25 protein-coding genes are annotated in these 25,539 nt (G+C 43.5%); 2 read left to right on the top strand and 23 right to left on the bottom strand.

What is annotated here, in order from left to right; all coding sequences use genetic code 11:
* Positions 1–61: 61 nt before the first annotated feature.
* The 5 genes from JNO66_RS09960 to JNO66_RS09940 form a co-directional block, all read right to left on the bottom strand.
* Positions 62–1,294, bottom strand: a complete 1,233-nt coding sequence (locus JNO66_RS09960; protein ID WP_203088088.1) for a glycosyltransferase — start codon at positions 1,292–1,294, stop codon at positions 62–64.
* 21 nt (positions 1,295–1,315) lie between these two features.
* On the bottom strand, positions 1,316–2,236 hold the full coding sequence (locus JNO66_RS09955; protein WP_203088087.1) for a glycosyltransferase family protein: 921 nt from the start codon (positions 2,234–2,236) through the stop codon (positions 1,316–1,318).
* A gap of 111 nt (positions 2,237–2,347) precedes the next feature.
* Positions 2,348–2,623, bottom strand: coding sequence for a hypothetical protein (locus JNO66_RS09950; protein WP_203088086.1), 276 nt, complete (start codon positions 2,621–2,623; stop codon positions 2,348–2,350).
* 43 nt (positions 2,624–2,666) lie between these two features.
* Positions 2,667–3,101: a YkvA family protein gene (locus tag JNO66_RS09945; protein WP_203088085.1), complete on the bottom strand. Its 435-nt coding sequence runs from the start codon at positions 3,099–3,101 to the stop codon at positions 2,667–2,669.
* A 50-nt stretch (positions 3,102–3,151) separates the two neighbouring features.
* A complete protein-coding gene (locus tag JNO66_RS09940) occupies positions 3,152–4,315 on the bottom strand; it encodes a galactokinase (protein ID WP_203088084.1) in 1,164 nt (387 codons plus the stop codon).
* Between the two features lie 184 nt (positions 4,316–4,499).
* Between JNO66_RS09940 and JNO66_RS09935 the strand changes: the two genes are divergently transcribed.
* On the top strand, positions 4,500–5,783 hold the full coding sequence (locus tag JNO66_RS09935) for a sensor histidine kinase (protein ID WP_203088083.1): 1,284 nt from the start codon (positions 4,500–4,502) through the stop codon (positions 5,781–5,783).
* Entirely contained in the window at positions 5,780–6,679 is a 900-nt protein-coding gene (locus tag JNO66_RS09930) for a response regulator (RefSeq protein WP_210340829.1), read from the top strand. Before JNO66_RS09935 ends, JNO66_RS09930 begins: the two co-directional genes overlap by 4 nt.
* A 17-nt stretch (positions 6,680–6,696) precedes the next feature.
* On the opposite strand, the gene JNO66_RS09925 is transcribed toward JNO66_RS09930, so the two are convergent.
* The 18 genes from JNO66_RS09925 to JNO66_RS09850 form a co-directional block, all read right to left on the bottom strand.
* A complete protein-coding gene (locus tag JNO66_RS09925; protein ID WP_203088082.1) occupies positions 6,697–7,347 on the bottom strand; it encodes an amino acid ABC transporter permease in 651 nt (216 codons plus the stop codon).
* A gap of 11 nt (positions 7,348–7,358) precedes the next feature.
* Positions 7,359–7,997: an amino acid ABC transporter permease gene (locus JNO66_RS09920; protein WP_203088081.1), complete on the bottom strand. Its 639-nt coding sequence runs from the start codon at positions 7,995–7,997 to the stop codon at positions 7,359–7,361.
* Positions 7,998–8,059: 62 nt separating this feature from the next.
* The gene (locus JNO66_RS09915) at positions 8,060–8,875 is read right to left on the bottom strand and encodes a transporter substrate-binding domain-containing protein (protein WP_203088080.1); all 816 of its coding nucleotides are present in this window, start codon (positions 8,873–8,875) and stop codon (positions 8,060–8,062) included.
* A gap of 27 nt (positions 8,876–8,902) precedes the next feature.
* Complete coding sequence (locus tag JNO66_RS09910) at positions 8,903–9,628, bottom strand: amino acid ABC transporter ATP-binding protein (RefSeq protein WP_203088079.1); 726 nt, start codon at positions 9,626–9,628, stop codon at positions 8,903–8,905.
* A 548-nt stretch (positions 9,629–10,176) separates the two neighbouring features.
* Positions 10,177–10,314 (bottom strand): hypothetical protein, encoded by a 138-nt coding sequence (locus JNO66_RS20430; RefSeq protein ID WP_210340828.1) that lies wholly within the window; start codon positions 10,312–10,314, stop codon positions 10,177–10,179.
* Between the two features lie 21 nt (positions 10,315–10,335).
* Complete coding sequence (locus JNO66_RS09905; protein ID WP_203088078.1) at positions 10,336–10,806, bottom strand: hypothetical protein; 471 nt, start codon at positions 10,804–10,806, stop codon at positions 10,336–10,338.
* 172 nt (positions 10,807–10,978) lie between these two features.
* On the bottom strand, positions 10,979–12,493 hold the full coding sequence (locus JNO66_RS09900; protein ID WP_203088077.1) for a UDP-glucose--hexose-1-phosphate uridylyltransferase: 1,515 nt from the start codon (positions 12,491–12,493) through the stop codon (positions 10,979–10,981).
* A gap of 24 nt (positions 12,494–12,517) precedes the next feature.
* Positions 12,518–13,684 (bottom strand): galactokinase, encoded by a 1,167-nt coding sequence (locus tag JNO66_RS09895; protein ID WP_203088076.1) that lies wholly within the window; start codon positions 13,682–13,684, stop codon positions 12,518–12,520.
* Positions 13,685–13,748: 64 nt separating this feature from the next.
* Entirely contained in the window at positions 13,749–15,806 is a 2,058-nt protein-coding gene (locus JNO66_RS09890; RefSeq protein ID WP_203088075.1) for a beta-galactosidase, read from the bottom strand.
* Between the two features lie 27 nt (positions 15,807–15,833).
* Positions 15,834–16,676 carry a sugar ABC transporter permease gene (locus JNO66_RS09885; protein ID WP_203088074.1) on the bottom strand — a complete coding sequence of 281 codons (843 nt, stop codon included), beginning with the start codon at positions 16,674–16,676 and terminating at the stop codon, positions 15,834–15,836.
* A gap of 1 nt (position 16,677) precedes the next feature.
* The gene (locus JNO66_RS09880) at positions 16,678–17,970 is read right to left on the bottom strand and encodes a carbohydrate ABC transporter permease (protein WP_203088431.1); all 1,293 of its coding nucleotides are present in this window, start codon (positions 17,968–17,970) and stop codon (positions 16,678–16,680) included.
* A gap of 84 nt (positions 17,971–18,054) precedes the next feature.
* On the bottom strand, positions 18,055–19,323 hold the full coding sequence (locus JNO66_RS09875) for an extracellular solute-binding protein (RefSeq protein ID WP_203088073.1): 1,269 nt from the start codon (positions 19,321–19,323) through the stop codon (positions 18,055–18,057).
* Positions 19,324–19,875: 552 nt separating this feature from the next.
* Positions 19,876–20,907 carry a LacI family DNA-binding transcriptional regulator gene (locus JNO66_RS09870; RefSeq protein ID WP_203088072.1) on the bottom strand — a complete coding sequence of 344 codons (1,032 nt, stop codon included), beginning with the start codon at positions 20,905–20,907 and terminating at the stop codon, positions 19,876–19,878.
* Positions 20,908–20,975: 68 nt separating this feature from the next.
* Positions 20,976–22,610: a ribosomal protection-like ABC-F family protein gene (abc-f, locus tag JNO66_RS09865; protein WP_203088071.1), complete on the bottom strand. Its 1,635-nt coding sequence runs from the start codon at positions 22,608–22,610 to the stop codon at positions 20,976–20,978.
* Positions 22,611–22,724: 114 nt separating this feature from the next.
* Entirely contained in the window at positions 22,725–22,847 is a 123-nt protein-coding gene (locus JNO66_RS20780; protein WP_273753238.1) for a hypothetical protein, read from the bottom strand.
* A 270-nt stretch (positions 22,848–23,117) separates the two neighbouring features.
* Entirely contained in the window at positions 23,118–24,071 is a 954-nt protein-coding gene (gene rfbB, locus JNO66_RS09860) for a dTDP-glucose 4,6-dehydratase (protein ID WP_203088070.1), read from the bottom strand.
* Complete coding sequence (gene rfbC, locus JNO66_RS09855) at positions 24,068–24,622, bottom strand: dTDP-4-dehydrorhamnose 3,5-epimerase (RefSeq protein ID WP_203088069.1); 555 nt, start codon at positions 24,620–24,622, stop codon at positions 24,068–24,070. The genes rfbB and rfbC overlap by 4 nt, the downstream gene beginning before the upstream one ends.
* A complete protein-coding gene (locus JNO66_RS09850; RefSeq protein ID WP_203088068.1) occupies positions 24,619–25,377 on the bottom strand; it encodes a sugar phosphate nucleotidyltransferase in 759 nt (252 codons plus the stop codon). The genes rfbC and JNO66_RS09850 overlap by 4 nt, the downstream gene beginning before the upstream one ends.
* Positions 25,378–25,539 lie beyond the last annotated feature (162 nt).

The following is a 25,539-nucleotide window of genomic DNA, read 5'->3' as shown; positions in this document are numbered from 1 at the left end:
TCCGCATTGATGTTATGTCCCACCTTCTATTTTACATTATTAAGTTATATCCCCACCTCAATTAAAGATAAAAACTCGGAGACTGCTTAGATAAAAGAGTTTGGTAGATCTGGAGCATACGCTTCTCCATTTGCTCCCAGCTATATAGCTTTTCCATAACTGCCCGTGCATTTGCGCTCATTTGCTCAAGCACTTTTCGATTGCTGTGAAGATATAAAACGGCCTCCGCATAATCAGCGCCCGTTGCATGCTGCTTATTTAAAACAATTCCGCATTGGTGTGTTTGAATGAATTGTTCCATGTCGTGCAGCTTGTTGACAATGACTGGGATGCCATTGTTTAAATAGCTAAAAAATTTATTCGGCAGTGCATACGAACGGTTCAACGAGTGGTTCAGATCTTCAAAGTCAATCCACCCAATATCAATGTCTGTCATCTCAGAAGCAATTTGCTCGAACGGAACCCATCCTGTTAGATGAATATAGTCGTTCACATTTTCTGGGATGTCGAGCGTCTGATGATGCAGCACCCCACCAATGATTTTGAAGGTAAACTCATCGATTTCCTTCGCTGCATGTTCTGTCATTTCAAAGATCTTGTCACTGCTTCCTTTTTTCTTATCTGCAATGTGACCCTCATATCCAACCGTTAGCTTTTGGTCATGCGTGATTTTTGGTTTGTAGGCTGCATGTAATGGTGGAGAGTTATATAGAATATCAATCGGAAGAAGAGGCTGCTTGGTAATGTAATAGGCTTTAATAGAAGGTGAGACGGTAATGAGATGGTCAATTTCTTTTAACAGATCATCAAGAAGCTTGCCCATGGCTACAAGTCGCGGGTTCATGTCAAACGGATCAGGAATCAGGTCATGACTATCAAAAATAAGTGGTACCGACACCCCAGCTTGTGCGAGCTTTCGTTTAATACCTACACCTGCAAATAATGAACCAACCTCATGCGCGTGATACACATCTGCCTTTTCCTTTAATCCCAGCTCAACAAGCGGGTTCGTGAAAAGCATGGCCGGGTCTTTAATCTGCTCATGCATATGCTCCACCGTCGGTTTGAACGTTTCAAAATCATAAGTGACAATCTCAATTCCTTCATAGGTGAAGCGTTTTTCTAAAAGTTCTGATTCAAAGGGTTCTTTGTTCACTTTGAACAGCTTCCCCTTAATCCGAGGTACAATCATAACCACATCATAGCCGTTTTTCTTAAGTGACTTTGCTTCCTTCTGAAATATACGAGTATCTAAAAAAGAGTGCGTATGAACAAGAATACATACTTTCGGCATATGATTCCTCCCTCCAATTCGTTAGGTGATAATCTCTTTTATTTCTTTCATTTTTTGAATAAGCTGATTGGCACGAATAGACGTTGTGTGTGTACGGTGAATAAAATCGTACCCGCTTTTCACAATGACTTGTCGCTCTTTCTCATGAGTTACATAATACTCAACAACCGCTCGGACGGTGCTCTCAGTTGCTTCCGCAAAGTGAACTCCTGGTACAAAACCAAGATCCTCGAGCTCCGTAAAGCTAGGTGCCACTAAAAGAGTGCTACTCGCAAGCGCTTCATAATATTTTTTCACTGGATAGACATGAATCGAAGGACAGGTAATAAAAAGCTTCGACTGATTGATTAATTGCGCGTAGGAGTGCCCAACCGGTGCAGAGGTCTCAAGGGGAAAATGGTCATACCCTGGATGTGGCCTCGTTGTAAACTCAGGGTGTGTGCGGAAGATCTTCTCTACATGTTGTCTAAATGGATACACCTCGTTCATTTGACCAAGCAAAAGGATACCCAGCTGCTTTTTACAGTTTCGATCATAAAAGACGGATGGTTCAACAAAGTGAGGAAACCACTCTGTTCGATTGGCATATTCAGGGTATGTCTTCATGCAGGCATCCCTTGTCACACTAAACAAAAACGTGTGACGATGCTTTTTTAAAAATGATCTTCTTTCCTCTTTAAACCTGTGAACATCGTTTATAAACACCGCCGAAGGGATGCCTACCTCATGTAACCCGTGAATGACCGGCTCAAAACGAGGACCAATATCTTGAACGATTAAGATAAAATCAGGCTTCCATGCCAAGCTCTTAAGTATTTGGCGAATATGACCAGATTGTCTCCACGTAACAAGCTCCACTTTCCTTGCAAGCTCCTGTTCAAGATAAAAGTAATTACGATCAAGATACGTAGAAGTATCCTTTGCAATCCACAGAACCTTCACAACTCTCCCTCCCAACCAGCCTTATTCATGGTATGTCTATGCTGCTTTTATGGCTTCAACCATGACCCTTGTTCACAAAAAAACTCGACATTCAAACGAATGTCGAGTTTTTTATCCATTCCGTTCCAATTCATCAACGTATCTCTTCGCCTCTGCTAAAGAAATTGGATGAACGGTACGCAGTTCTTTAATGGCTTTAATCTTTTGCCCCTCGCGTAGCAATTGGCGTAATCGATTATTTAACGGTACGTCTTGCGAGATTCTCCGCTCCGTCTCTTCCGATTGTTCATGAGTGGAGCGATCTGCTTGATTTGCGCGAAGATTTTTAATCACAATCCATTGAGTGACAACAACAATAGCTAATATAAGAATAATAACACGTTCCATTTATTTCACACCCTCCTCCCCTTATCGTAGCAAATCTTTGGGCTTAAGAGGAAGCGGAAGATTTCTGATCAACCTTGTCGTCAACAAACTGAAGGTCGTCTTGAATGTCCTGCCCAAGCAGCTTCTGCACCCGCGCACGTGCCTGAGCCTTGGTTGAATCATCAATATACGCAGCTACCAAAAGAAGTGCACCCGTTAAGGCCACTATATCATCCGTGTATCCAATGATTGGTGTCATGTCAGGAATAAAATCGATTGGCATAATAAAATAACCAAGTGCACCCAGAATCGTAGACCTTGCCTTTAATGGAAGATCTGGTTTCCTAAATGTATAGTAAAGCAAAAAGACAGTATAGATTCCCGCTGCGCCAATCTTCTTAGCGTATTTTCTAACTTTCATCCAAAAGGACTCTTCTGAAAACTCATCCTGGTACGCGGCAAGATTGTTCGGGTCCTCCAATTCAGAACGTTTCTTCATTGAAACACACCTCCATTCTTACTATACCCGAATGACCTGCAGCGAACACCTTATAATTCCCGTACCCCATGACCAGCCCGACTTACATAGAATTCAGGAATATAGCCAATCTCGTCCTGATACTGCCTCTCTACCAGCTCACGGAAATCTGTTAGGTTATCCTGGTGAACAAGGCTTACCGTGCATCCTCCAAAGCCCGCACCTGTCATTCTGGATCCGATGCATCCAGGTGTATTCTGTTGAATTCGCACGAGCGTATCGAGTTCATATCCGGTGACTTCGTAATCGGCGGCAAGCGATTGATGTGAAGCGTTCATAAGCTCTCCAAATGCATGTAAATCTCCTGAACGTAACACTTCTATCGCATCGACCACTCGTTGATTCTCCATTACCACATGATTTACTCGTTTACTGAGCATATGGTCCTCGATAAAATCTTTGCATTCGTTCCAGGAAGCAGTGGTCAGATCGCTTAAGGTTTCAAGCATCACACCCCCATCCTGAAGAACACGAAGGGCTCCTTCACATTCACTTCGCCTTTCGTTATATGCGGAATCAGCGAGTGTTCGCTGTTTGTTTGTGTTCGTAATCACCATGTGATAGGTTCCAAGCTCCAATGGCACATGGTCATACATCAAACTAGCTGTATTTAAAAAAATGGCTTGATCTTTTTTGCCCATTCCTACAGCGAATTGATCCATGATCCCACTTTTAACTCCTATAAAATGATTCTCTACAGCCTGACACACCTTGGCGAGTTCAACAATAGGCCAATGAGCACCCGTTATTTCTGAAACTGCGAAGGCTGTAGCCATTTCGAGCGAAGCCGACGATGAAAGCCCAGCTCCATTGGGTATGGTTCCTTTGACTAAGATCTCTGCACCAGGAAGCTGAAATCCCTCTTCCTTAAATGCCGCGAGAACACCTTTTATGTAATTACCCCATCCGTGTGCTTCGTCATAATTGAGTTCCTTTCCACTAAACTCAACTCTTTCTTTCGCGTTCACGCTGGTTAAATAGAATTTCTCATCTGTCCGAAGTCGAATCACCATATATGTACCAAGCTCAAGTGCAGCAGGAAAGACAAATCCTCCATTGTAGTCTGTATGTTCACCAAGTAAGTTGACACGACCAGGTGCAAAGAAAATTCGCTCTGGCGCAAGGCCATTGTAGGTCGCCTCAAACTCACGGTGTAGGTTCATTAATTCTTGCATTGTTGTCCACTCCTCAACATCCCAATAAAAAGTAAGCGCTTACCATAATAAGAATATCAAGTTATAATGACAAAAGAAACAAATAACACTTTACTAGATCAAAATAAATAATCGGATTAAATCTTCATACTTTTGATATACTGTATAAATGCTCTTTTCCCATTTTGTTTTTAGTAGGTGACGTATGTTTAAGAATGTACATTGGTTAACGATCTTTTTTGTTGCTGCAGCAACAGCTATCTGCGGCGAGCTGCGTATTGCCCCTTTTGGTACTGAATTTCGCTTTGGGCTAGGAAGTAGTGCATTCTTTTTGCTTCTTTTATTATTTCCTTATTTACCTTATATATGGACTGGCTTCGTAACTGGACTAGTTGTCGTTATTTTCCGCACACTCACTAGCAGCCTGTTTATCAATGATCCATCCATGTTCATTGATGCATGGAACATTCATTTTTCAGCCTTCTTTTATTATCTTGTTTTTGGGATTGGGATGTTCTTTCTTCCAAAGAAGCTACCTGATAAAAAGCTTTTGTTATTCGGGCTTTTTGTGATTGGTGTGGATGTTTTATCAAATATTGCAGAGATAAACGCTAGATTCTTTTTTCTACAGACAAACCCTCTGCTTACAACTGAATGGTTAACCTTAGTTGTTGTAGCAGCCATCCGAGTGTACTTTGTGCTGGGGCTGTACGTCGGGTTGAAAATGCAGCAGATGAGCGCGGTTCATGCCGAGCAGCAAAAACGCTTTGAGCAAACATTAACTGTAAGCTCCACCTTGTATGGAGAAAGCTTCTATATGAAGAAAATGATGAATGATATTGAATCTATAACCGGTAAGAGTTATCGCTTGTATCAAAAGCTTCAAGATCTTAATCTGCCGGCCCCAGCCCGTGAAGCTCTCTTTGTTTCTGAAAATATCCATGAGATTAAAAAGGATGCACAAAGGGTGACATCAGGGTTAATGAAGCTGCATGATAATAATAAAATCTTTACTACGCTTGATTTGTCTGAGGTCATTCACTACGTGGTAATCGGAAATCAATCATATAGCACGTGGTTAAATAAAGAGATTGAATTTACAACCGACTTATTAACGGATTATAAAACGGATCAGCATTTAGCCTTACTTAGTGTGTTAAATAATCTTACCTCTAATGCAGTGGAAGCCATTTCTGAGTCTGGCACCATCTTTATTCAGGTTTCGGAAAAAGGTGATCAAACACTATTCACCGTAACAGATGATGGACAGGGCATTAAAGAACAGGATGTTGACTTTGTATTCGAGGCTGGTTACACAACGAAGTATCATATGAATGGCGAAGCCTCTACAGGAATTGGCCTATCGCATGTCAAACACGTTGCCGCCTCGTTTGACGGGGCCATCGAAGTGACCTCACCTGTAACGGGCGGGGCACAATTTGTCCTAACTCTCCCAACTTACCGATTAAAACAGGAGGACTCATCATGATTTCGTATTGTATTATTGACGATCATAAAGCAACCCGACGTATGATTGAACAAATTATTGAGGATGCAATGCTTGGCACGGTCGTGGGCAGCTCCTCTGGTGGATCTGAGGGAATTGAACTGGTGTTAAGCACAAATCCACATATGGTTCTAATTGATCTACTAATGCCAGAACTAGACGGGATTGGGATGATTTCTGAGCTTAAGGCCAGAGGGTATAACGGCAAGTTTGTGATGATCTCACAGATTGATAACAAGGATATGGTTGGAGAAGCCTATAAGATGGGGGTTGAATTCTTTATTCATAAACCGATTAATATGATTGAGGTTGAATCGGTTTTAAATCGGATCAATATGCAGTTCACAGTCGATCGCTCCCTTCTTCAAATCCGCCAATCTCTTGCGAACCTAGAACAAGTACAGCCTATGATGCTTCCATCAACAAAAAGCCACTCTGCCCGAGATACCGCTCAGAATCTATTAATGGATATGGGGCTTCTGGGCGAGCGTGGGTCACAGGACTTGCTACAGGCAATTGAACTGTTAATTGAACTCGAGCTCCCTACCTTCCCTCCATTAAAAACGTTATATTCCTTGTTAGCTAAGGAACGTGAGCCTGATGTGGACCCGGTCCGTGAGAGTAAAGCGATTGAGCAACGAATCCGTCGAACTGTCGCTATTGCGTTATCAAATATGGCTTCAGTCGGTTTGACTGACTACGCCAACCCAAGGTTTGAATATTATGCCCCGCTGTTTTTTGATTTTCAGGATGTGCGTTTGCGCATGCAGGAGCTTGAGAAAGAAACGGAACAAAGTCGTGTGAAAACAAACGTGAAGAAATTTATCCAGGTGCTCTTCTGGGAAACCCAGGAGAAAATGAAAGGAGCTCAAAGCTAAGGCTTTGGCTCCTTTTTTTATACGTATTTCGCTTCGAATCTGCGAGCAATTAAAGACAAGGTGTAATTCACAATAAAGTACATCATCGCGACGATGAAGAGGACTTCAATGACGATGTTTGATTGCCCCCCATAAAGAATACGCGCATGGTGCATAAGCTCTGGAAGAGTGATGACAACCGCAAGCGAAGTATCCTTAAGTAAAGCGATAAACTGACTAACTGTCGGTGGTACCATCCGTCTTAACGCCTGCGGCAAAATGATATGCCACAAGGTTCTTGTGTAGGATAACCCGGACGAGCGAGCAGCTTCAATTTGTCCCTTATCTATGGAGTTTAAGCCACTTCGGACAATCTCTGAAATGAGCGCTCCTTCAAACACAGTTAAACCAACTACTGCCGCAGTGATCACACTCATGTCGATTCCTACTTCAGGCAAAGCAAAGTAAATAAAGAATAAGATTAAAAGCAATGGCAGGTTACGAATCGTATCAACCCAAACCGCCACAAGCTGTGATAGTACCGGGATCTTTGCATAACGAATCACGGCTAGTATAATTCCGGTTATAAAGCTAAAGACAATAGCTAGTCCAGCTACTTGAAGAGTAACAAGGAAGCCCTCGAATAAATAGCTAAGATTGGATGCTGTTAATGCTTCACCAAAATTCATTTATTCCCCTCCTAGTAGCTTCTTGATACTCTTTTTTCTAGGTAACGAACGCCAAAGCTAAGCGGAATCGTTAACACCAAGTAAAAGAGACCAACAAAAATATATGTGCTAAATGCTGCAAATGTCTGGCTATTGATTAAATCGCCATAATACATAAGATCCAATCCCCCTACAACACCGAGGATCGACGAGTTTTTAACAAGGTTTAATGTTTGGTTGCCAAGCGGCGGAATCACCATTTTTACGGCCTGTGGTAAAATGACATGCCACATCGCCTGTAGGTAATTAAGACCCGATGAACGCGCTGCTTCCATTTGCCCTTTTGCAATCGACTTAATTCCCGCACGTATCGCCTCTGCAATGAAGGCTGCCGTGTAAACAATTAACCCAAGCGTACCAGCATGGAACCCTCCTAAACGAAAGCCCATATAGAACACAAAGACAATTAGCAAGAGCGGGATGTTACGAATAAATTCAACATAAATCGCACCAACGATGTTTAATGGCTTAAACGGAGCAATTCGGAAAATCGCAATAATGGCGCCAAGCACAAAGCTCCCGATCAATGCTAAAAAGCTAGCAAAAAGAGTAATCTTAAACCCTTCTAAAAACATATCAAAGTAATTAATGAGAATTGAAAAATTAATCATGACTAAACCTCCCGCTTGATAAACAAGGTAAGAGCTTCACACTCTCACCTTGTTCAAAAGTCTTATTCGCCCTCAGGAGACTCCCCAATCCACTCTTCATAAATCGCGTCATATTCGCCGGATTCTTTAAGATCCGCTAGGACTTCGTTTACTTTCTCTGTGAACTCGTCATCGCCTTTTTTAATAGCAATACCGTATGGCTCATCAGTGAAGGTTCCACCAACAACCTCATAGTTATCATCTTGTTCAGCCATTCCGTAAAGGATGGAGTTATCTGTTGTCAGCGCTTGACCTTGTCCTGCTTTCAGTGCAAGGAATGCTTCCTGGTAGTTTTCAAGCTCAAGAACTGTCGCTTCTGGCTTCAGCTCAAGTAAGTTTGCTCCAGATGTTGCCCCTTTTACAGCAAGAACCGTTGTATCACCGTCTACATCATCAATGCTTTGGATGTCACTGCCTTTTTCAACAAGCAATGATTGACCCGCTTCAAAGTACACATCAGAGAAGTTAACCTCTTTTGCACGCTCTTCTGAGATCGTCATTGTTGCGATGATCGCATCAATTTTTCCGTTATTTAAAAGTGGGATACGTGTTTTAGATGTCACTTCCACAAATTCAATCTTTTCTTCGTCCCCTAAAATGTCTCCAGCAATGGCTTTAGCGATATCAATATCAAACCCATTGACTTCACCAGAAGCTGGATCCTTTAAACCAAAAAGATTCGTATCGAATTTTACACCGACTACAAATTTGTCACGATCTTCAATCTTGGCAAGTGTGCTCTCGCCGCCTTCTTCAGATGCTTCCCCTGAGTTTCCACCACATGCTGCTAACGCGAGTACCATTGCACCTGCTACTGAACCGATCAACCACTTTTTCATATTCATTACCCCTCTCAATGTATAAGATTAATGTAATAAACGACTGAGGAAATTGCGTGAACGTTCTTCACGTGGATTTGAGAAAAACTCAGCCGGAGATGCTTCTTCTACAACACGACCTTCATCCATAAAAATGATGCGGTCTGCTACTTCTTTGGCAAATCCCATTTCGTGTGTGACCACAACCATGGTCATTCCTTCTTTAGCCAGTGTCTTCATAACTTCAAGCACTTCTCCGATCATTTCTGGATCCAGAGCTGATGTAGGCTCGTCAAACAGCATGACCTGAGGCTTCATCGCAAGTCCACGCGCGATCGCTACACGCTGCTGCTGTCCGCCGGAAAGCTGCGAAGGATAAGATTCTGCTTTTTCAGGAATCCCTACTTTTTCGAGATACTGCATCGCCGTTTGTTTCGCTTCTTGATCAGATTTCTTCAGCACTTTTTTTGGAGCTAACGTAATATTCTCAATTATCTTTTTATGAGGATACAAGTTAAAGTGCTGGAACACCATGCCGATGTCACGACGCATTTTATTGATATTGACTTTTTTATCATGAAGAGCAAACCCATTCACATTAAGCTGCCCGTCAGTAATTAATTCAAGACGATTGATACAACGAAGCATGGTACTTTTACCGGATCCAGATGGACCAAGGACAACCACAACTTCTCCTTTTTCGATCTCTATGTTCACGTCCTTTAACACGTGAAAATCACCATAGTACTTGTTCACATTCTTAAAAGAGATCAATACTCTCCCCCCAAACCTTTTATAATGACAAAAAGTTACTTAATGGCATCCTACAGAGATGACTATGTAATCCTACATAAACCTACAGAAAAAACACTGTCAGATAATCTAACACAGTTTACTTTTTAAGTGCTTTCAAGGGAATAAAAGGATAATAATTAGAGAGCGCAGGTATTATTTTGTTGCGCTTCGGCTGTCGCTACCAGAATGGGGGCCGCTTTCCATGGGCGGGCGGTGAACTAAACCGGCTTCGCCAGGTTCATTTCTCCTTTGCCCTTTCCTCCCATAGGAGTCGGCCTCCCCATTCCTTCCGCTTTGTTTTGAGGATTTATGAGTTTTGGGAAATAGATATACGTAGGCATAATTTAATTTTGTGCCTTGATTGTTGATTTTAATCTCTCTTTGTTGATTCCATCCTCTCTTTGTTGATTCTGCCTTCTCTTTGTTGATTTTTACCCACTAAGCTCTGTAACTTCGCCGAAATTCACAGCGTGAAGCACATTGATTTGTGTAAACAGTGGAAAAGTCGGCTTTAGATTCTCATTCATTCAGTTAGGTAGTGCATTTAACGTATGGGCAAGTGAGCCTACGCTCTGAGTTTGAACTCCGGCCGTCGCTACCGGAATGGGGCCCGCTTTCCAGGTAGCGTAAGCCGAAGCATCAAATCCTTCTATAAGAACTGACATCTTCTTAAGGTGGCAGTCCTTTCATCGTTGATTCCGTCCTCTCTTTGTTGATTCCGCGCTTTCTTCGTCGATTCCATCCCCTCTTCGTCGATTCCGCTCTCTCTTCGTCGATTCCGCGCTTTCTTCGTTGATTCCGCTCTCTCTTCGTCGATTCCATCCCCTCTTCGTTGATTCCGCTCTCTCTTCGTCGATTCCATCCCCTCTTCGTTGATTCCGCGCTTTCTTCGTCGATTCCATCCCCTCTTCGTCGATTCCGCTCTCTCTTCGTCGATTCCGCGCTTTCTTCGTTGATTCCGCGCTTTCTTCGTCGATTCCATCCCCTCTTCGTTGATTCCGCTCTCTCTTCGTCGATTCCATCCCCTCTTCGTCGATTCCATCCCCTCTTCGTCGATTCCTCACTCTCTTCGTCGATCCCGCTCTCTCTTCGTCGATTTCTCGCTCTCTTTGTCGATTCCAACTCAGCACCGGGTGTTCGCCAAAACTCACTATCACTGTCTAGTCCTCTAAATAAGAGTAAGGGCCATTCATAGCGGACCGGAAGAGCGTAGCCTGGTTAGTTCAGCCTCTCCCAATCCCAAGGATTGAGTTTCGCTCTGCACGGGAGCGAAGCCGAAGCATCAAAAAAACTGCCATCCTCTATAGGTGGCAGTTCCCCAATTAAATCCTATTCATCCAAACCAGCAATAAATCGTTTAAACGCTCTTACCCCCGCCTCGTCTTGTTTAAAAACTCCACAGTGGCTCAAGGCTTGTGAGAAGATGTGTCCGACTTCTTCTTTTAATAGATGTAATGCTTCTTCCTTCGCTACAGATGCGTGTCTGTTCATTAATTCACCAAGCCATGTAGCATGTTTCGAAAGCTCTGGATATTCAGCTAGCTTTTTAATCGATTGATTAGACACCATCACCTCTGCTAGCTGCAGAAGTTCTTGCTTCAGACGTCCTGGCAGAATCGCTAGCCCCATGACTTCGATTAATCCGATGTTTTCTTTTTTAATCGGATGCACTTCCGCATGAGGGTGGAACAGGCCGAGTGGGTGCTCTTCCGTCGTCCGGTTGTTACGTAGCACCAAGTCTAGCTCATAATTCTCTCCCCGACGACGCGCAATCGGAGTAATTGTGTTATGTGGCTCTCCGTCTGTTTCTTGATCAATCTCAGCTTCAAGATCTGTATACTTCCGCCACTGATCCAGAATATACGCACCCGCTACTTCTAGACGGTGACGGTCACTCGCTTGTAGACGAATGACAGACAGTGGCCATTTTAAGAGGCTTGCTTTTACCTCAGGATAGTAAGGCATTGTAAAGGTATCAAGCTCTTCCGCTCGTGCCATCGGAAACTCGTAATGTCCCGCTTGATAATGATCATGCGTTAAAATCGATCCTCCAACAATCGGCAGGTCTGCATTGGAACCAATAAAATAATGCGGAAACTTCTCTACAAATTCAAGCAAGCGCCCAAACGTCTGTTGTGTAATTTGCATCGGCCGCTTTTCTTCAGAGAGAACAATCGCGTGTTGATGATAGTACACATAAGGCGAAAACTGCATCAGCCACGATTCTCCTCCAAGTTCAATTGGAACCTGGCGAAGCGTTTGTCGAGCCGGGTGATTCAATCGACCTGCATACCCAACGTTTTCTTTATGAAGCAGTCCATCCGGATAGGAGCTTGCTGCAAGTGTTCGACTTTTAGCAATGTCTTTAGGGTCAAGCTCGGGCTTAGAAAGATTAATTGTTACCTCAAGCTCGCCATACGGCTGCTCGGAAGTCCAAGATTCATTTAAAGCGACTCGGTCCATACGAATATAGTTTGTATCTTTTGATAGCTCATAGAAAGCGGCTGTTGCTTCAGCTGCTCCCTTCGTGTTGTATGTGTCGTAAAAGGAGGCTGTCACCGCGCTCGGCCAAGGGGTTACGCATCCCATGATCTTTGTATCAAACAAGTCACGTTGAATCACTGAATCCTCAAGCAACGCATGCTCTATCGCCCATGCAGTAATAGGCGCAAGGATTTCAGCCACTTCCCACTCTTCAGAAATAGCAATCTTTTCAGGGTGTGCCTCATCTAACTGCAACACTTCAAGTAGTCGATTTCTTGCATATTCCTGGTCGCCAGCGCCTAGGAGACCCTTTTCTGTTGCGAATGCCAGTAAGCGTTCGATTGATTGTTGAATCGTCAAGACAAACTCTCCTCTCGCTTTCGATCACGTAAGCTCATGTACGCCTGCCCCTGCATCACTAACGTAAAACTCAGGAGATAGGCCAATCTCTTCCTCGTATTTCGTCGCAACATCTTGGAAAAAGGTATCAAGCGAATCCTCATGTACCAGACTGACTGTACATCCCCCAAATCCAGCACCTGTCATCCTTGAACCGATGCATCCAGGTACCTGTTGCTGAACATGGACTAAGGTATCAAGCTCTCTTCCTGTTACCTCATAATCCTCGGCAAGCGATGCGTGAGATTGATCCATTAACGTCCCAAACGTCTTTAGGTCACCATTCTTTAAAACGCGTACCGCTTCTTTTACTCGCTTGTTTTCTGATAGCACATGCGAGACTCGATTGCGAATGATTGCGTCATCTATCTTATCTTTATGCGCATGCCATTCCGTTTCTGAACACTCACTTAATGATTCGATCTGAAGTCCAAGCTCTCTCAATTGTCTTAAGCCTTCCTCACACTCTGATCGACGTTCATTGTACTTAGAGTCAGCAAGCTCTCTGCGTTTATTTGTATTCGTGACAACCACCTTATAATTACCTAAAACAAGAGGTACTTTTTCATAGGTAAGAGTAGCTGTATCAATAAAGAGTGCATGGTCTTTTTCACCAAGTCCAACGGCAAATTGATCCATAATCCCACTGTTCACGCCCATAAACTGATTCTCAACAAGCTGACATAGTTTAGCCAGCTCCACTCGGGACAGACCCGCTCCCGTTAGTTCAGATACCATATAGGCTGTGACCATTTCAAGAGAAGCTGATGAAGACAAGCCTGCTCCGTTCGGGATATTACCCGATACGTAAAGATTTGCTCCCTTTAATGAGTAGCCCTTTTCTTGAAAGGCATGTAGAACCCCTTTAATGTAATTCCCCCATGTGTGAGATTCATTGTATGTGAGATCCTCACCACTAAATTCAACCTGGTTCTCCATGTTCCCACTAACCAATTTGAACATCCCATCTGTACGTTGCGTTACGGCCATATAGGTTCCTTGAGTAAGAGCTGCCGGAAATACAAAGCCTCCATTATAATCCGTATGCTCACCAATTAAGTTCACTCGTCCCGGGGCGAAAAAAACGCGTTCCGGCGCTTTCCCTTCAAAGTGTTCGCTAAACTCTCTTGCTACTTGTTCCTTCTCAGACAATGAAATCAATCCTCCATCAATTCAAAGAATGCAGGAGTAAACCTTACTCCCGCATGTCCTTGTTCTATTTTTTTAAGATCATGTATTGATATGGATCCATTTTGAGAGTGTTATGTACGCTCTCATCAGTAAGCATATTTGTATAGTTCTCTTCTTGAGGTAGCTGGAGCGTTTGCGCTTGGTCCGTAAAGTTCATGACAAACACATAATCTGTCTGCCCATCGGTACGCTTTTGAACGCTTACTCCTTCTGGGATTTCAGTGTTAAGCACACGATTTAATGTACATTCTTTTGCAAGTTCTTGATAAAAATCATCGTAGAAACGTTGTTCATTGGATGAGGCAATGTAGTAAGCCTTTCCATTTCCAACTTGGTTAACCGTCACGGCTGGTCTTTGATCATATCCACCTGATTCAAACCGAGCGAGTACGTCGGCATCAACCGCATGAATACGCTCACAATAATCCGTCACCTGATACATTTGGCTATCTGTTTTGAGAACGATATCATGATTCGGATACAGACTATCAATCTCCTCAGCCCACACTCCTAATAGATTCTTTAGCGGACCTGGAAACCCTCCTAAAAAGCATAAATCATTTTCATCAACAATACCACTCCAATATGTTGCGATAAATGTTCCGCCTGCCTTAACAAAGGCTTCAATTCGCTCAGCAACACCTGGCCTAATCATATAAAGCATTGGACCTACAAGCACCTTGTACGTTGAGAAGTCTTTATCCATTGTAATAATGTCTGTCGGAATGCCTTGCTTCCAAAAGCTATGATAATGAGCCTGACACTGCTCAGAATATTTCTTATTTACATTATTTAACGCCTGCGCATCATCAATAGCCCATTGGTTTTCCCAGTCAAAGATGACAGCCACTTCGGGTTTAATGCTTGTTCCGGCAATCGGCTGAATTTTATCTAGTTCAGCGCCAAGCTTAGATACCTCTTGGAAAACTCGTGTGTGCTCCGAACCTGAATGATCCACAACCGCTCCGTGGAATTTCTCAGATGCGCCACGTCCCTGCCTCCACTGGAAGTAAAGGATGGAATCCGCACCGTGTGCAACAGACTGCACAGCAGATAAGGCGTGTACACCATCTTCTTTTCGTTTATTAATATCATGCCAGTTTACGAGACTTGGTGTGTTCTCCATGATCAAAAACGGCTGACCGTCTTTTAATGAACGATAGAGGTCATGAACAAATCCAACATCCGATGCTAGTTTTGTTGTCGTTTGCCCTTCAATATGCCAAGGTGGATATGCATCCCATGTGACAACGTCCATAACACTTGCAAATTTGTTGTATTCGATCCCAAGAAACGGTCTCATATGCGGGTAATTCCCCATAAAGTTTGTTGTGACAGGTATACTTGCGTCAGCTTTACGCAATGGTACGATTTCTTCTTTAAAGAAATCAATGGTTTGGTCACTGACAAATCGACGCCAATCTAGATTCTGACCGTGGACCATACTCTCACCATGAGGAGCTGGAGATTCAATTTGAGACCAGTCGTTAAAACGATGGCTCCAAAATCCTGTCCACCATGCTTGGTTCAACTGTTCTAAATCATTATTGTATTTCTTTTTTAGCCATGTACGGAAGGCATCCTGACACAAGTCACAATGACACTCGCCACCATATTCATTTGAGATATGCCACATGATGAGAGCCGGGTGATGAGCATATCGTTCAGCTAGCTTTTCATTCATAATTCGTACTTTTTCGCGGTAGACAGGGGACGTGAAGCAATGATTATGACGCAGCCCATGTAAATTACGGACACGGTTTTTCTCTACTCGAAGAACCTCCGGGTATTTCTGCGACATCCAAGCTGGGCGTGCGCCACTTGGTGTTGCTAGAATGACGTGACTACCCTCCTCCGCTAACCGGTCCATGATTTCATCTAGCCAACCAAAATGAAATTCTCCTTCTGTACGCTCAATGGCACTCCAACCAAAGATATTTAACGAGAATGTATTTGTATTTGCAAGCTTCATCAGGCGATAATCTTCCTCGATGATCTCTGGCATATGAAGCCATTGATCCGGATTATAATCTCCTCCATGCATAAAGCCCTTAACGTTTTTGTGCACAAGTGGATAACGCATCGTATCACTTCCTATCGTAAAATTCGTTTAACCCTTTGTTCCGCCTTGAGTTAAACCTGAAACAAACTGCTTTTGAACAATTAAGAATAAAACGGTGACTGGAACCGCAATCAACAACGCTCCCGCTGCAAACGTGGTGTAACTCGCACCCATTGGATCAGACACTAAGTTATATAACCCGATTGGCAACGTGTACATTTCTGGTGTACGGACAATCACACTTGCTAGGATAAAGTCGCCTAGCGGACCTGTGAACGAGTTAATCGCCACAACCGCAAGAATTGGTTTAGCAAGCGGCATAATAATTTGAAGGAAAATCCTGAAGTGACTCGCTCCATCCATACGGGCAGACTCATCAAGATCCTTTGGAATGGAATCCAAATATCCCTTCATTAAATAGGTATTCATCGGAATTTGCCCACCTGCATAGATCAAAATCAATAAGAAGTGGCTGTTAATTAACCCAAGCATTTGCGCAAGAACAAAGATCGCAATGAGTGCTGAGAATTGCGGAATCATTTGTAAAAGCAAGAACAGCATTAAGCCATTTTTTCTCCCTTTAAAACGAAAGCGAGAAAACGCATAGCCCGTAAAGCTAACGAGAACTAGCGTCAATGCCATCGTAGCCAGCCCAATTTTCATCGAGTTCATATACCATTGCAGATAGAGAATTCGATTCGATGTAAACAGCTCCACATAATGCGCGAGCGTTGGATTTTTTGGAATCATAGACGTACTAATTAAGCTGTTCCCTGGATTAAAGGATGCACCAATCGCCCAAAGAAGAGGATATAAAATCGCTACGACAACGACTACAAGTACCGCGTACGTCGCACTCACACGAAGCCTAGTTGATTGTTTAGTATTCATGCTACATCATATCCTCCTCTTTAAACGAATTCGTGCGCTTAAACTGCCACAGAGCAATCGCAATAACAAAGATTGATAGCAAAATCGTAATGGCTGCAGCCAGTGCGTATTGAGAGGACTGCATCGTCAGTTTGTAGATCCACGAAACGAGAATATCGGTACCACCTGCAGTCGATCCGGAAACTGGTGGTCCACCGCCATTAAATAGATAGATAATGTTAAAGTTGTTGAAGTTAAACGTATATTGCGTGATTAAAATCGGCGCAATCGAATACAAAACCAGTGGCAGAGTAATTAAGCGAAACTTACTCATTACACCTGCTCCATCAATCGTCGCCGCTTCATATAAGTCCTGCGGGATCGATTGCAGCACCCCAGTAGTCATGATGAATACGAAAGGAAATCCGAGCCAGGTTTGCATAAAAATTAGTGCGACCTTACTCCAAAATGGATCAGTCAGCCATGGCTTTGGATCAATCCCAATAAACGCGAAGATATCGTTATTAATCGCTCCAAACGTATCATTAAATAAACCTGCAAAGATTAGAATCGTAACAAATCCCGGGACAGCCCAAGGAAGAATGAGAATCGTACGGAAAAGACTCTTAAGCTTAATTTCCTTCTGATTCACAAGAACAGCAAGCCAGATCCCTACTGCACATTGCAGGGTTGTGGCAACAAGCGTCCAGATGATGGTCCAGCCAAGGACATCAAAGAATGTAGAACGCCAAATATCCACGGTAAAGATGTTTGTAAAGTTTTGCAGCCCAACCCAATCAAACAAATTCGCTGGAGGCGAATGATAGAGATCATAGTTTGTAAAAGCCAATGCAAAACTAAATAAAATCGGAAACACTACGGTGAAGATAAGTAGGAAAAAACCTGGTGTACTCATTAAATAAGGAAAGCCCTGATCTAAAAGCATATGATACTGCGCACGAACCGAGTTTAGTGGAATACCTTTGTCACGATTCCGACCATTCACGTACGCATCCTTCATCATAAAGTAGTAGATCATAATACCAATTGCTGCAACGATGACAGCAATAATCCCTTCCGCTAATAAGAAAACAGAGTTATCTCTAGGTGTCTGAACACCCAGCGTAAACAAACCCCAAAATCCCATGTTAAACAAATCTTTGAACACAATGATAAAAGCTACACCAAGAACAAAAAACACAGATCCTTTTGCTATTTGACGATTATAAAACTGTCCGAATCCTGGAATGATGGACAGAGCCAGCGCTCGTTTTCGATGTTTAGTTGAAACCTCGCGTTGAACCTCGTATTCGATCAATTCACACACCTTCTTATGTTGGTTTCATGTGAGCAAGAAGACGTAAGTGAGATCACTTACGTCTATACTGCGCTCCTTACATTATCTTGAATGGTTCGCTTCAATTTGTGATTTAATGGTTTCAACGGCTTCATCAAATGCCTGACTAACGTCTCCACGATCTGTCGCAATGAGTCCCAGTGCATTATCAATTGGCGTCCAAACCTCTGCCATTTCCGGAACGTTAGGTGTGAGTGTTGCATACAAGCTTTGCTCCGACATCGCTGCTGCATTTTCATTATCCGTTACAAGCGGATCCTCCATTAGCTCAATAATCGGTGGAACCTCCTGTGTGATTTCAAAGCGTTTTTTCGAGTTTTCAAAGTTTGTCAGGAACTCAACAAACTCCTCAGCAAGGTCAGCATTATTAGAATAAGATGAAACATTGTAGCTCTTCACCCCAAGGAATGAGCTCATGTTCTCCCCGTTAGATAGCTTCGGAAGTGGGGCGACTCCATAATCAACTCCGGCTTCTGCATATGGACTAAAAGACCAAGGCCCCGAGATTACCGCCGCTGCTTTTTGTTCAGTGAATAAAGAATCCAACACGTTAATCCCCTGCTCGCCAATAATTCCAGCTGGGAACAGTCCTTCCTCAAAGAACGTTTTAATGTATTCGCCACCTTCAACCGCGCCTTCGTTGTTTAAACCAATGTCCGTCACATCATAGTTACCATCAGCATCCTGCGGGAACACATAGCCACCATATCCTCCGATGACACTTTGCGCGTAGTAGATACTATCCCATTTCGCAAGGAAGCCATACTGCCCATCCTTTGTAGCCTCTGTTGAAAAGTCATGCCAGTCATCTAACGTTTCAGGTAGATTGTTCTCGTCAACAAGCTCTTTATTATAGAAAAGCACGGATGTTTCAACAGCCTTTGGAAGTCCATAAACTTTTCCATCTACCATCTGTGATAGCATCGTTTCCTCTGTAAATGTACTTGTAACCTCATCCGACACCGTTAGTTCCTTAAGCAACCCTTCTGTAACGGCAGTCCCAATCTGGTCATGAGGAATTGTAATGACATCAGGACCACTACCAGATGGACCATCTAAACGTAAATCCTCTATTTGAGTCGCGAGTCCTTTTTCAATTACTTCAATCTCAACATCGTGCTCTTTTTCAAACTGCTCCACCGCATCTGTAATCCCATCAGACTTCTGTATATCTTCCCAAACAATCAATTTATCTGTGCCAGTCGAAGCCTCATCGGTTGTAGTCCCATCGTCCTCACCAGGTCCACACGCAGTTAAAGCAACTGCCACAGCGGTTAACGCACTCACATGTAGAAATTTATTCTTTTTCATTTTTGTATCCCCCTAAGTTTCTTTAAAGTAAAAAGAAAACGCTTTCTAGGTGTAGAATATCAATTTTTAATTAAATAGTAAATAGTTTTTATTAAATAATTTAAGTAAAATACTTTACTTCTTGTCAGTTGAGTGACGTTGCGTGAGCACTGGCCAGGTCTCGCGCACCGCACGCTCATTCCCGCGCACTTTCCCCTCATCTCGCTCACCTCACTCCCATTCCCGCGCACTTTCACCCCATCTCGCGCACCGCACGCCCATTCCCGCGCACTTCCCCCTCATCTCGCGCACCTCGCCCACCTTCCCGCGCATTTCCTCCTCACCTCGCGCACCTCACTCCCATTCCCGCGCGTCCTCACCCCATCTCGCGCACCTCCCCTCCATTCCCGCGCGTCCTCACCCCATCTCGCGCACCGCACGCCCATTCCCGCGCACTTCCCCCTCATCTCGCGCACCTCGCCCACCTTCCCGCGCATTTCCTCCTCACCTCGCGCACCTCACACCCGTTCCCGCGCACTCCTCGTCCCAGCACAAACAAAAAAAGAGCCACCCTCATAAGGTGGCTCCCTGCTCTAATCGTTCCGCGCGTTCGATTGTACTTTTCCTAAAAACAGGAGTGGATGAGATGTATACGGTTTTTGCAATCGTTCGCTTATCCACTAACCGCTCCATCATCAAATCCATTGCTGTTTCACACAATACATTTGTATGAATGCGATAGGTGGTTAAAGGAGGTGATACATATTTGGACACATGGCTATCGTTAATGCTAAATAGGCTTACCCGGCTTGGCAGGTCGAATCCACGCTCGTTCAACGCTTGTAGGCAACCAACCGCAAGCGTATCACTTGCAATGCAAAAGGCGGACGGGAGGTTATCCCCGAGCTTGTCGATTGCTTGCTGCATCAGCTTATAACCCTGCTCCACTGAAAATCGGTTCCCTATAAAAATGGCAGATTCCTCTAGCACATTAAACCGATCGGCATAGAGCCTGAAGGATGTTTCACGAATATCCGGCAACCGCATATCTCGATCAATGTCAAAGTCGTCTCCGCCAATGAAACCAACAGATGTGTGATCATTGTCCACATAAAATTCAACCATCCGCTCAATGATGTGTGACAAGTTCGGCTTCACCGAATCAAATCGTTCTTCATCAGGGGACGTATCAATAAATACGACATTTGGAGCGATCTGATACAAGTGATCAAGCTCACCCTTCGTAAAACGACCAATGGCGAGTATTCCTTCAGTGGCTGCATCAACTGCTTCAACGCCGTCTTCGATTGTATAGAGCTTTAGATTAATGCTTCTTGCTTCAGCTTGTTCATGAATACCTTCACGTATCTCTTGAAAATAAACATCTTCAAGCTCTTCTTGAGCGGTAAACCAATACATAAAAGCAATTTTCTTCAACGAATGCTTAAATGCCTTCTTTTTGTATCCGAGTTGATCTGCTGCTTCGTAAATCTTTTCGCGCGTTTTTTCCGTCACTGAGAGATTTGGATCCTGGTTTAACACTCTCGACACTGTAGCAATCGACATTCCTACTTTGTTCGCGATATCCTGAATGGTCACTGCCATATAAACACCTCACCGCTCTTTTTTGATCTCCCCCTATTATAAACATAATATTCATTTAGTAAAATATTTTATTGACTGAATTCTTCTCGTTTCTTCCGGCTATACGCATAATTCCCTTCATACATCGTCAAACGTCCATTTTCTAGCCAGCTTGTTTTGGGAAACAGTTTATTTAAAAAGTACCGATCGTGCGATATGCAGAGAATGGTTCCTTCAAACTCAGCTAGTGCATCTTCTAACACTTCTCTTGAATCGATATCCAAATGATTGGTCGGCTCATCAAGTAAAAGAAGATTGTGGCGGTTGTGAATAAGCTGAGCCATACGCAGCCTCATACGTTCTCCACCACTTAAGCTTTTCACCTTTTTAAACACATCCTGACCATAGAAGAGAAACTTAGCAAGCTCTGATCGGGCTTCGCCTTCAGTCATCACCACATGATCTCTTAGAGCATCAATCACTCGTTGCGCGCCACTTCCCTCCAGACCGTGCTGAGACAGATAACCAATTGAGACATTTGCACCGACTTTACATATACCAGCATCCGGCTGCAGCTCTTCTAAGATTAATTTAAAAAGAGTTGATTTACCCGCTCCGTTTTCCCCAACAATCGCCAATCGATCCTGATACGAAAGGGTTAGATTTATGTTCTTTAGTACGTCACGATCGGAAAATTGTTTTGAAACAGAATCAAGCTGAATCACGTCCGTTCCACTTCTAGTTCCCTGCTCAAAATCAAGCTGAACCTGTTTCCGATTCATCACTGGCTTCTTCACACGTTCTATTCGGTTCATCGCCTTTTCCATACTTTTTGCTTGGCGGTGCATTCCGGCATTTGGTGGATTCGCGCGGTTGGCCCACTCTTTTAGACGCTTAATCGTCTCACGCATTTTCTTCAGCTTTTTCTGTTGATCCTGATATTGTTGGAATTCAAGTAATAGTCGTTGCTCCCGCTCCTCCACAAATCCAGAGTAATTCGTCTCGTAAAAGGATAATTCTCCACCATCCATTTCAACGATTCGAGTTACCGTCTCATCTAAAAATGCTCGGTCATGCGAGATGATAACAACCGTTCCTGCATATTGATTCACCCATTCGGTTAACCATTCTGTAGCAGCCAGATCAAGATGATTGGTTGGTTCATCAAGCAGGAGTAAATCAGGCTTTGTTAACAAAAGCATAGCCAGACCAGCTTTTGTACGTTCGCCTCCGCTTAATTCATTCCATTTATTCGAAAGCAACGACTGAATACCTAATCCCGCGCTTACTCTTCGGATATCTGCATCCATTTCATAGCCGCCTTTTTCAGCGAACTCTACCTGAAGGGTTCCATATTTCTCCAAACAGCGCTCCAATGCTTTAGAATCAGTAAGCTCCTGAAGCTGCGCCTCCATTTGACGCATAATTTTTTCCTTCTCAACTAACTCTGAAAACACATGCTTTAGTTGCTCCTGTAAGCTTCTATCCTCAATAATATCGGGTTGCTGTTCGAGTGCCCCTTTTGTGGTGCCTTTTTTCCAACCAACTGTTCCGCTTGCTGGTTCTGTGATGCCTGCGATGATATGAAGGAGGCTTGTTTTCCCTTCTCCATTTCGACCCACTAGACCTACTCGCTCCCCTAGTTTTAGTTCAAGCGATAGCTTTTCAAAAATCACGTGTACTCCGTATGTTTGTGATACATCCTTCATATAAAAAATAGTCATTTCGTTCTCTCCTTCTCATTTGAGAAAGAGACAATTGTGCATACCAAAAAAGGTGGCAGAGCGTCTCTGCCACCTTCACCGTCTGTGGGCATATGTCTCTTCCGTTGGGATTTCCTATACAGTTACCTTAGTAAATTGGACAGACTGATCCAATTTCGTAACTGTTGTGGAAAAAAGAGCCCGACAAATCAACAAAAATGCCAAGAAATCAGACTCACTCCCAATCGAACGATTCATACTACCCACCTCCTATCACTCATTTCTTTTATCTTACCGAACTGATAATCATTTGTAAACAATAACCTTTTCTTATGAAACAATCCAGTCGATTGTTCCTATAATGAGGCCCCATAGTGGAATGTTAATGAGAATGCCATAGAACAATCCACGGGCAAATCCTCTTTCCTGTACCATCGTGAATCCCTCCTTATTTGTTTTACATCATACCCGAAGTCTTTATGTTTCGAACAAGTTTGGGAGGATTTACACGATTTTTTGCGAAGTGAATTATTTGTTTACATCTTGATCTACATACCAATCAATGGTCTCACGAAGTCCCACCCTAAAATCGCGAATCGGCTCCCATCCCAGCTCTTCTCTAATCTTCGATGCATCAATTGCATATCTCAAATCATGCCCTAACCGGTCCGGCACACTTTCAATCTGACTTAATGGAACCTGCATGAGAGTTAGAATTTCTTCAACTAAATCTTTGTTGCTCCATTCATTGCTTGCACCGATATTGTACACACTACCGGGACGACCTTTATGAAGAACACGATCGATGGCCGTACAATGATCATACACATGAAGCCAGTCGCGAACGTTTTGGCCATCACCATATAAAGGAATTTTCTCTCCTTTTAATGCTTGATTAATTACAACGGGGATCAATTTTTCCGGATATTGATTCGGTCCATAATTGTTGGAACAGCGCGTAATCCGTGTATCCATTCCATACGTTTCATAGTACGATCTGACAAAGAAATCAGCACTGGCCTTGCTGGAGGCATATGGACTATTTGGTGCGAGAGGGGTTTCTTCTGTAAAGTATCCATCGCTCCCAAGTGTTCCATATACTTCATCCGTCGAGATGTGTACAAAGGTTTTTACGTCTTGGGCACGTGCACATTCAAGCAAATTCTGAGTGCCAAGAACGTTCGTCTCCACAAATGTGCTAGGTGCATCAATACTTCGATCTACATGCGTCTCAGCGGCAAAATGTACCACCGCATCAAGAGTATTGCTTGAAAGGATATGCGCCATTTGCCCTTTATCGCGAATATCGGCTTTGATGAATTGATATCCGTCTACATCCGCAACGGATGCGAGATTCGCTACATTTCCTGCATAGGTTAATGAGTCAACATTTACAATTTGATAGTTTGGATATTCTCGCAACATATATCGAATAAAGTGACTGCCAATAAACCCGGCACCACCAGTTACTAAAAGTCTCATACAATCCCTTCCTCCTTCAACACCTCACAAAGCATTGGCAGCTGTTGATCTTTCTCTGAAAGAATCGGTGAAGATCTGGGCCACGTTATCCCCAGCTCAGGGTCCGCCCAATTCACTCCTCGCTCCATTTCTCGATTATACAGCTGATCCACCTTATACAAAACCTGTGTATGTGGAGAAAGTGTGCAGAACCCATGAGCAAACCCTTTTGGAACAAGTAATTGCTGATGGCTCTCTGCACGTAATGTAACCGCGATCCATTTTTTAAATGTAGAAGAATTTGGACGGAGATCGACAACCACATCGTAGATTTCCCCTGTTAAAACCCGTATCAGCTTCGTCTGCGGGGCTTCACCTTTTTGAAAATGAAGCCCTCTTAACACACCAGACTGAATGGAATACGAGTGATTATCTTGAATAAAAGATACCGAAATTCCTGCTCTGTTCCACGCTTCCTGTTGATAACTTTCCAAAAAGAAACCTCGCTTATCCAGATGAATAGTCGGCTGAATTAGTTTTACTCCTTCCAATCCAAGCTCAATCACCTTCATATTGTAACAACCTCATAGGTTCGACTCAGGATCGGATCGAGATCAATTGGTGCAGCCACCTGATGTGCTTGAGCCAGAGACTCATGAGTTCCTGCGTCAATCCATTCTCCTTGAACATACTGATACCCTAGCTTATTGTTTGATAGATAAGCCAAGTTCACATCCGTAATCTCTAACTCTCCTCTAGCTGAAGGAAGCAATGTCTCAATAATGTCAAAAACAGAAGAATGATAGAGGTAGAGTCCAGTTACTACGTCATTTGATAAAGGCAGCAAAGGTTTCTCATCGATCGCTTTCATCACTCCGTCTTCAATCGTCGCCACTCCAAACCGTTCCGGATCGTCCACCTTTTTTAACATGACCATTGCATCGTACCGTTCTTCGCTCTGAAAATGGCTTACCGCACTTGCGATTGGCTCAGTAAACAAGTTATCCCCAAGCAACACGGTCACCTGCTCAGACCCGACAAATCCCTTTGCCAACCGTAGCGCATCCGCAATCCCACCAGGCGACTCCTGCACTCGGTACGTTATATTCATCCCGTACCGTTTTCCATTCCCAAGCAAACCAAGGATCGGCGCTCCATCACGCTTCCCCACAATCACTAATACATCAAGAATGCCCGCTTCCTTTAGCCTAGCAAGCCCGTGCATAATCATCGGGTAACGCCCCACTGGCAGCATATGCTTATTAATCGTTGCCGTCAGCGGAAGCAGCCGCGAACCCGTACCTCCTGCCAAAATGACACCTTTCATGAATTAATCCCTCCTACACTTATCCGTTAGAAGTAGCTTATGCAATTTGGGCGCAGGGGGTACGTTAGTAAGAAGATTGGAAGCCATATCAAGAGGAGTTGAGCTTTTAATAAGAAGATTTAGAGCGTATGTAAGAACGTTTCCCATCATACATCCATCCAG

Origin of the sequence: Alkalicoccobacillus gibsonii, from assembly GCF_016798245.1 — a bacterium.
In the GTDB taxonomy this organism is placed as follows: domain Bacteria; phylum Bacillota; class Bacilli; order Bacillales; family Bacillaceae_D; genus Alkalicoccobacillus; species Alkalicoccobacillus gibsonii.
Note: the sequence above shows the minus strand (reverse complement) of the source record. Positions and strands in the feature narration are given on the sequence as shown.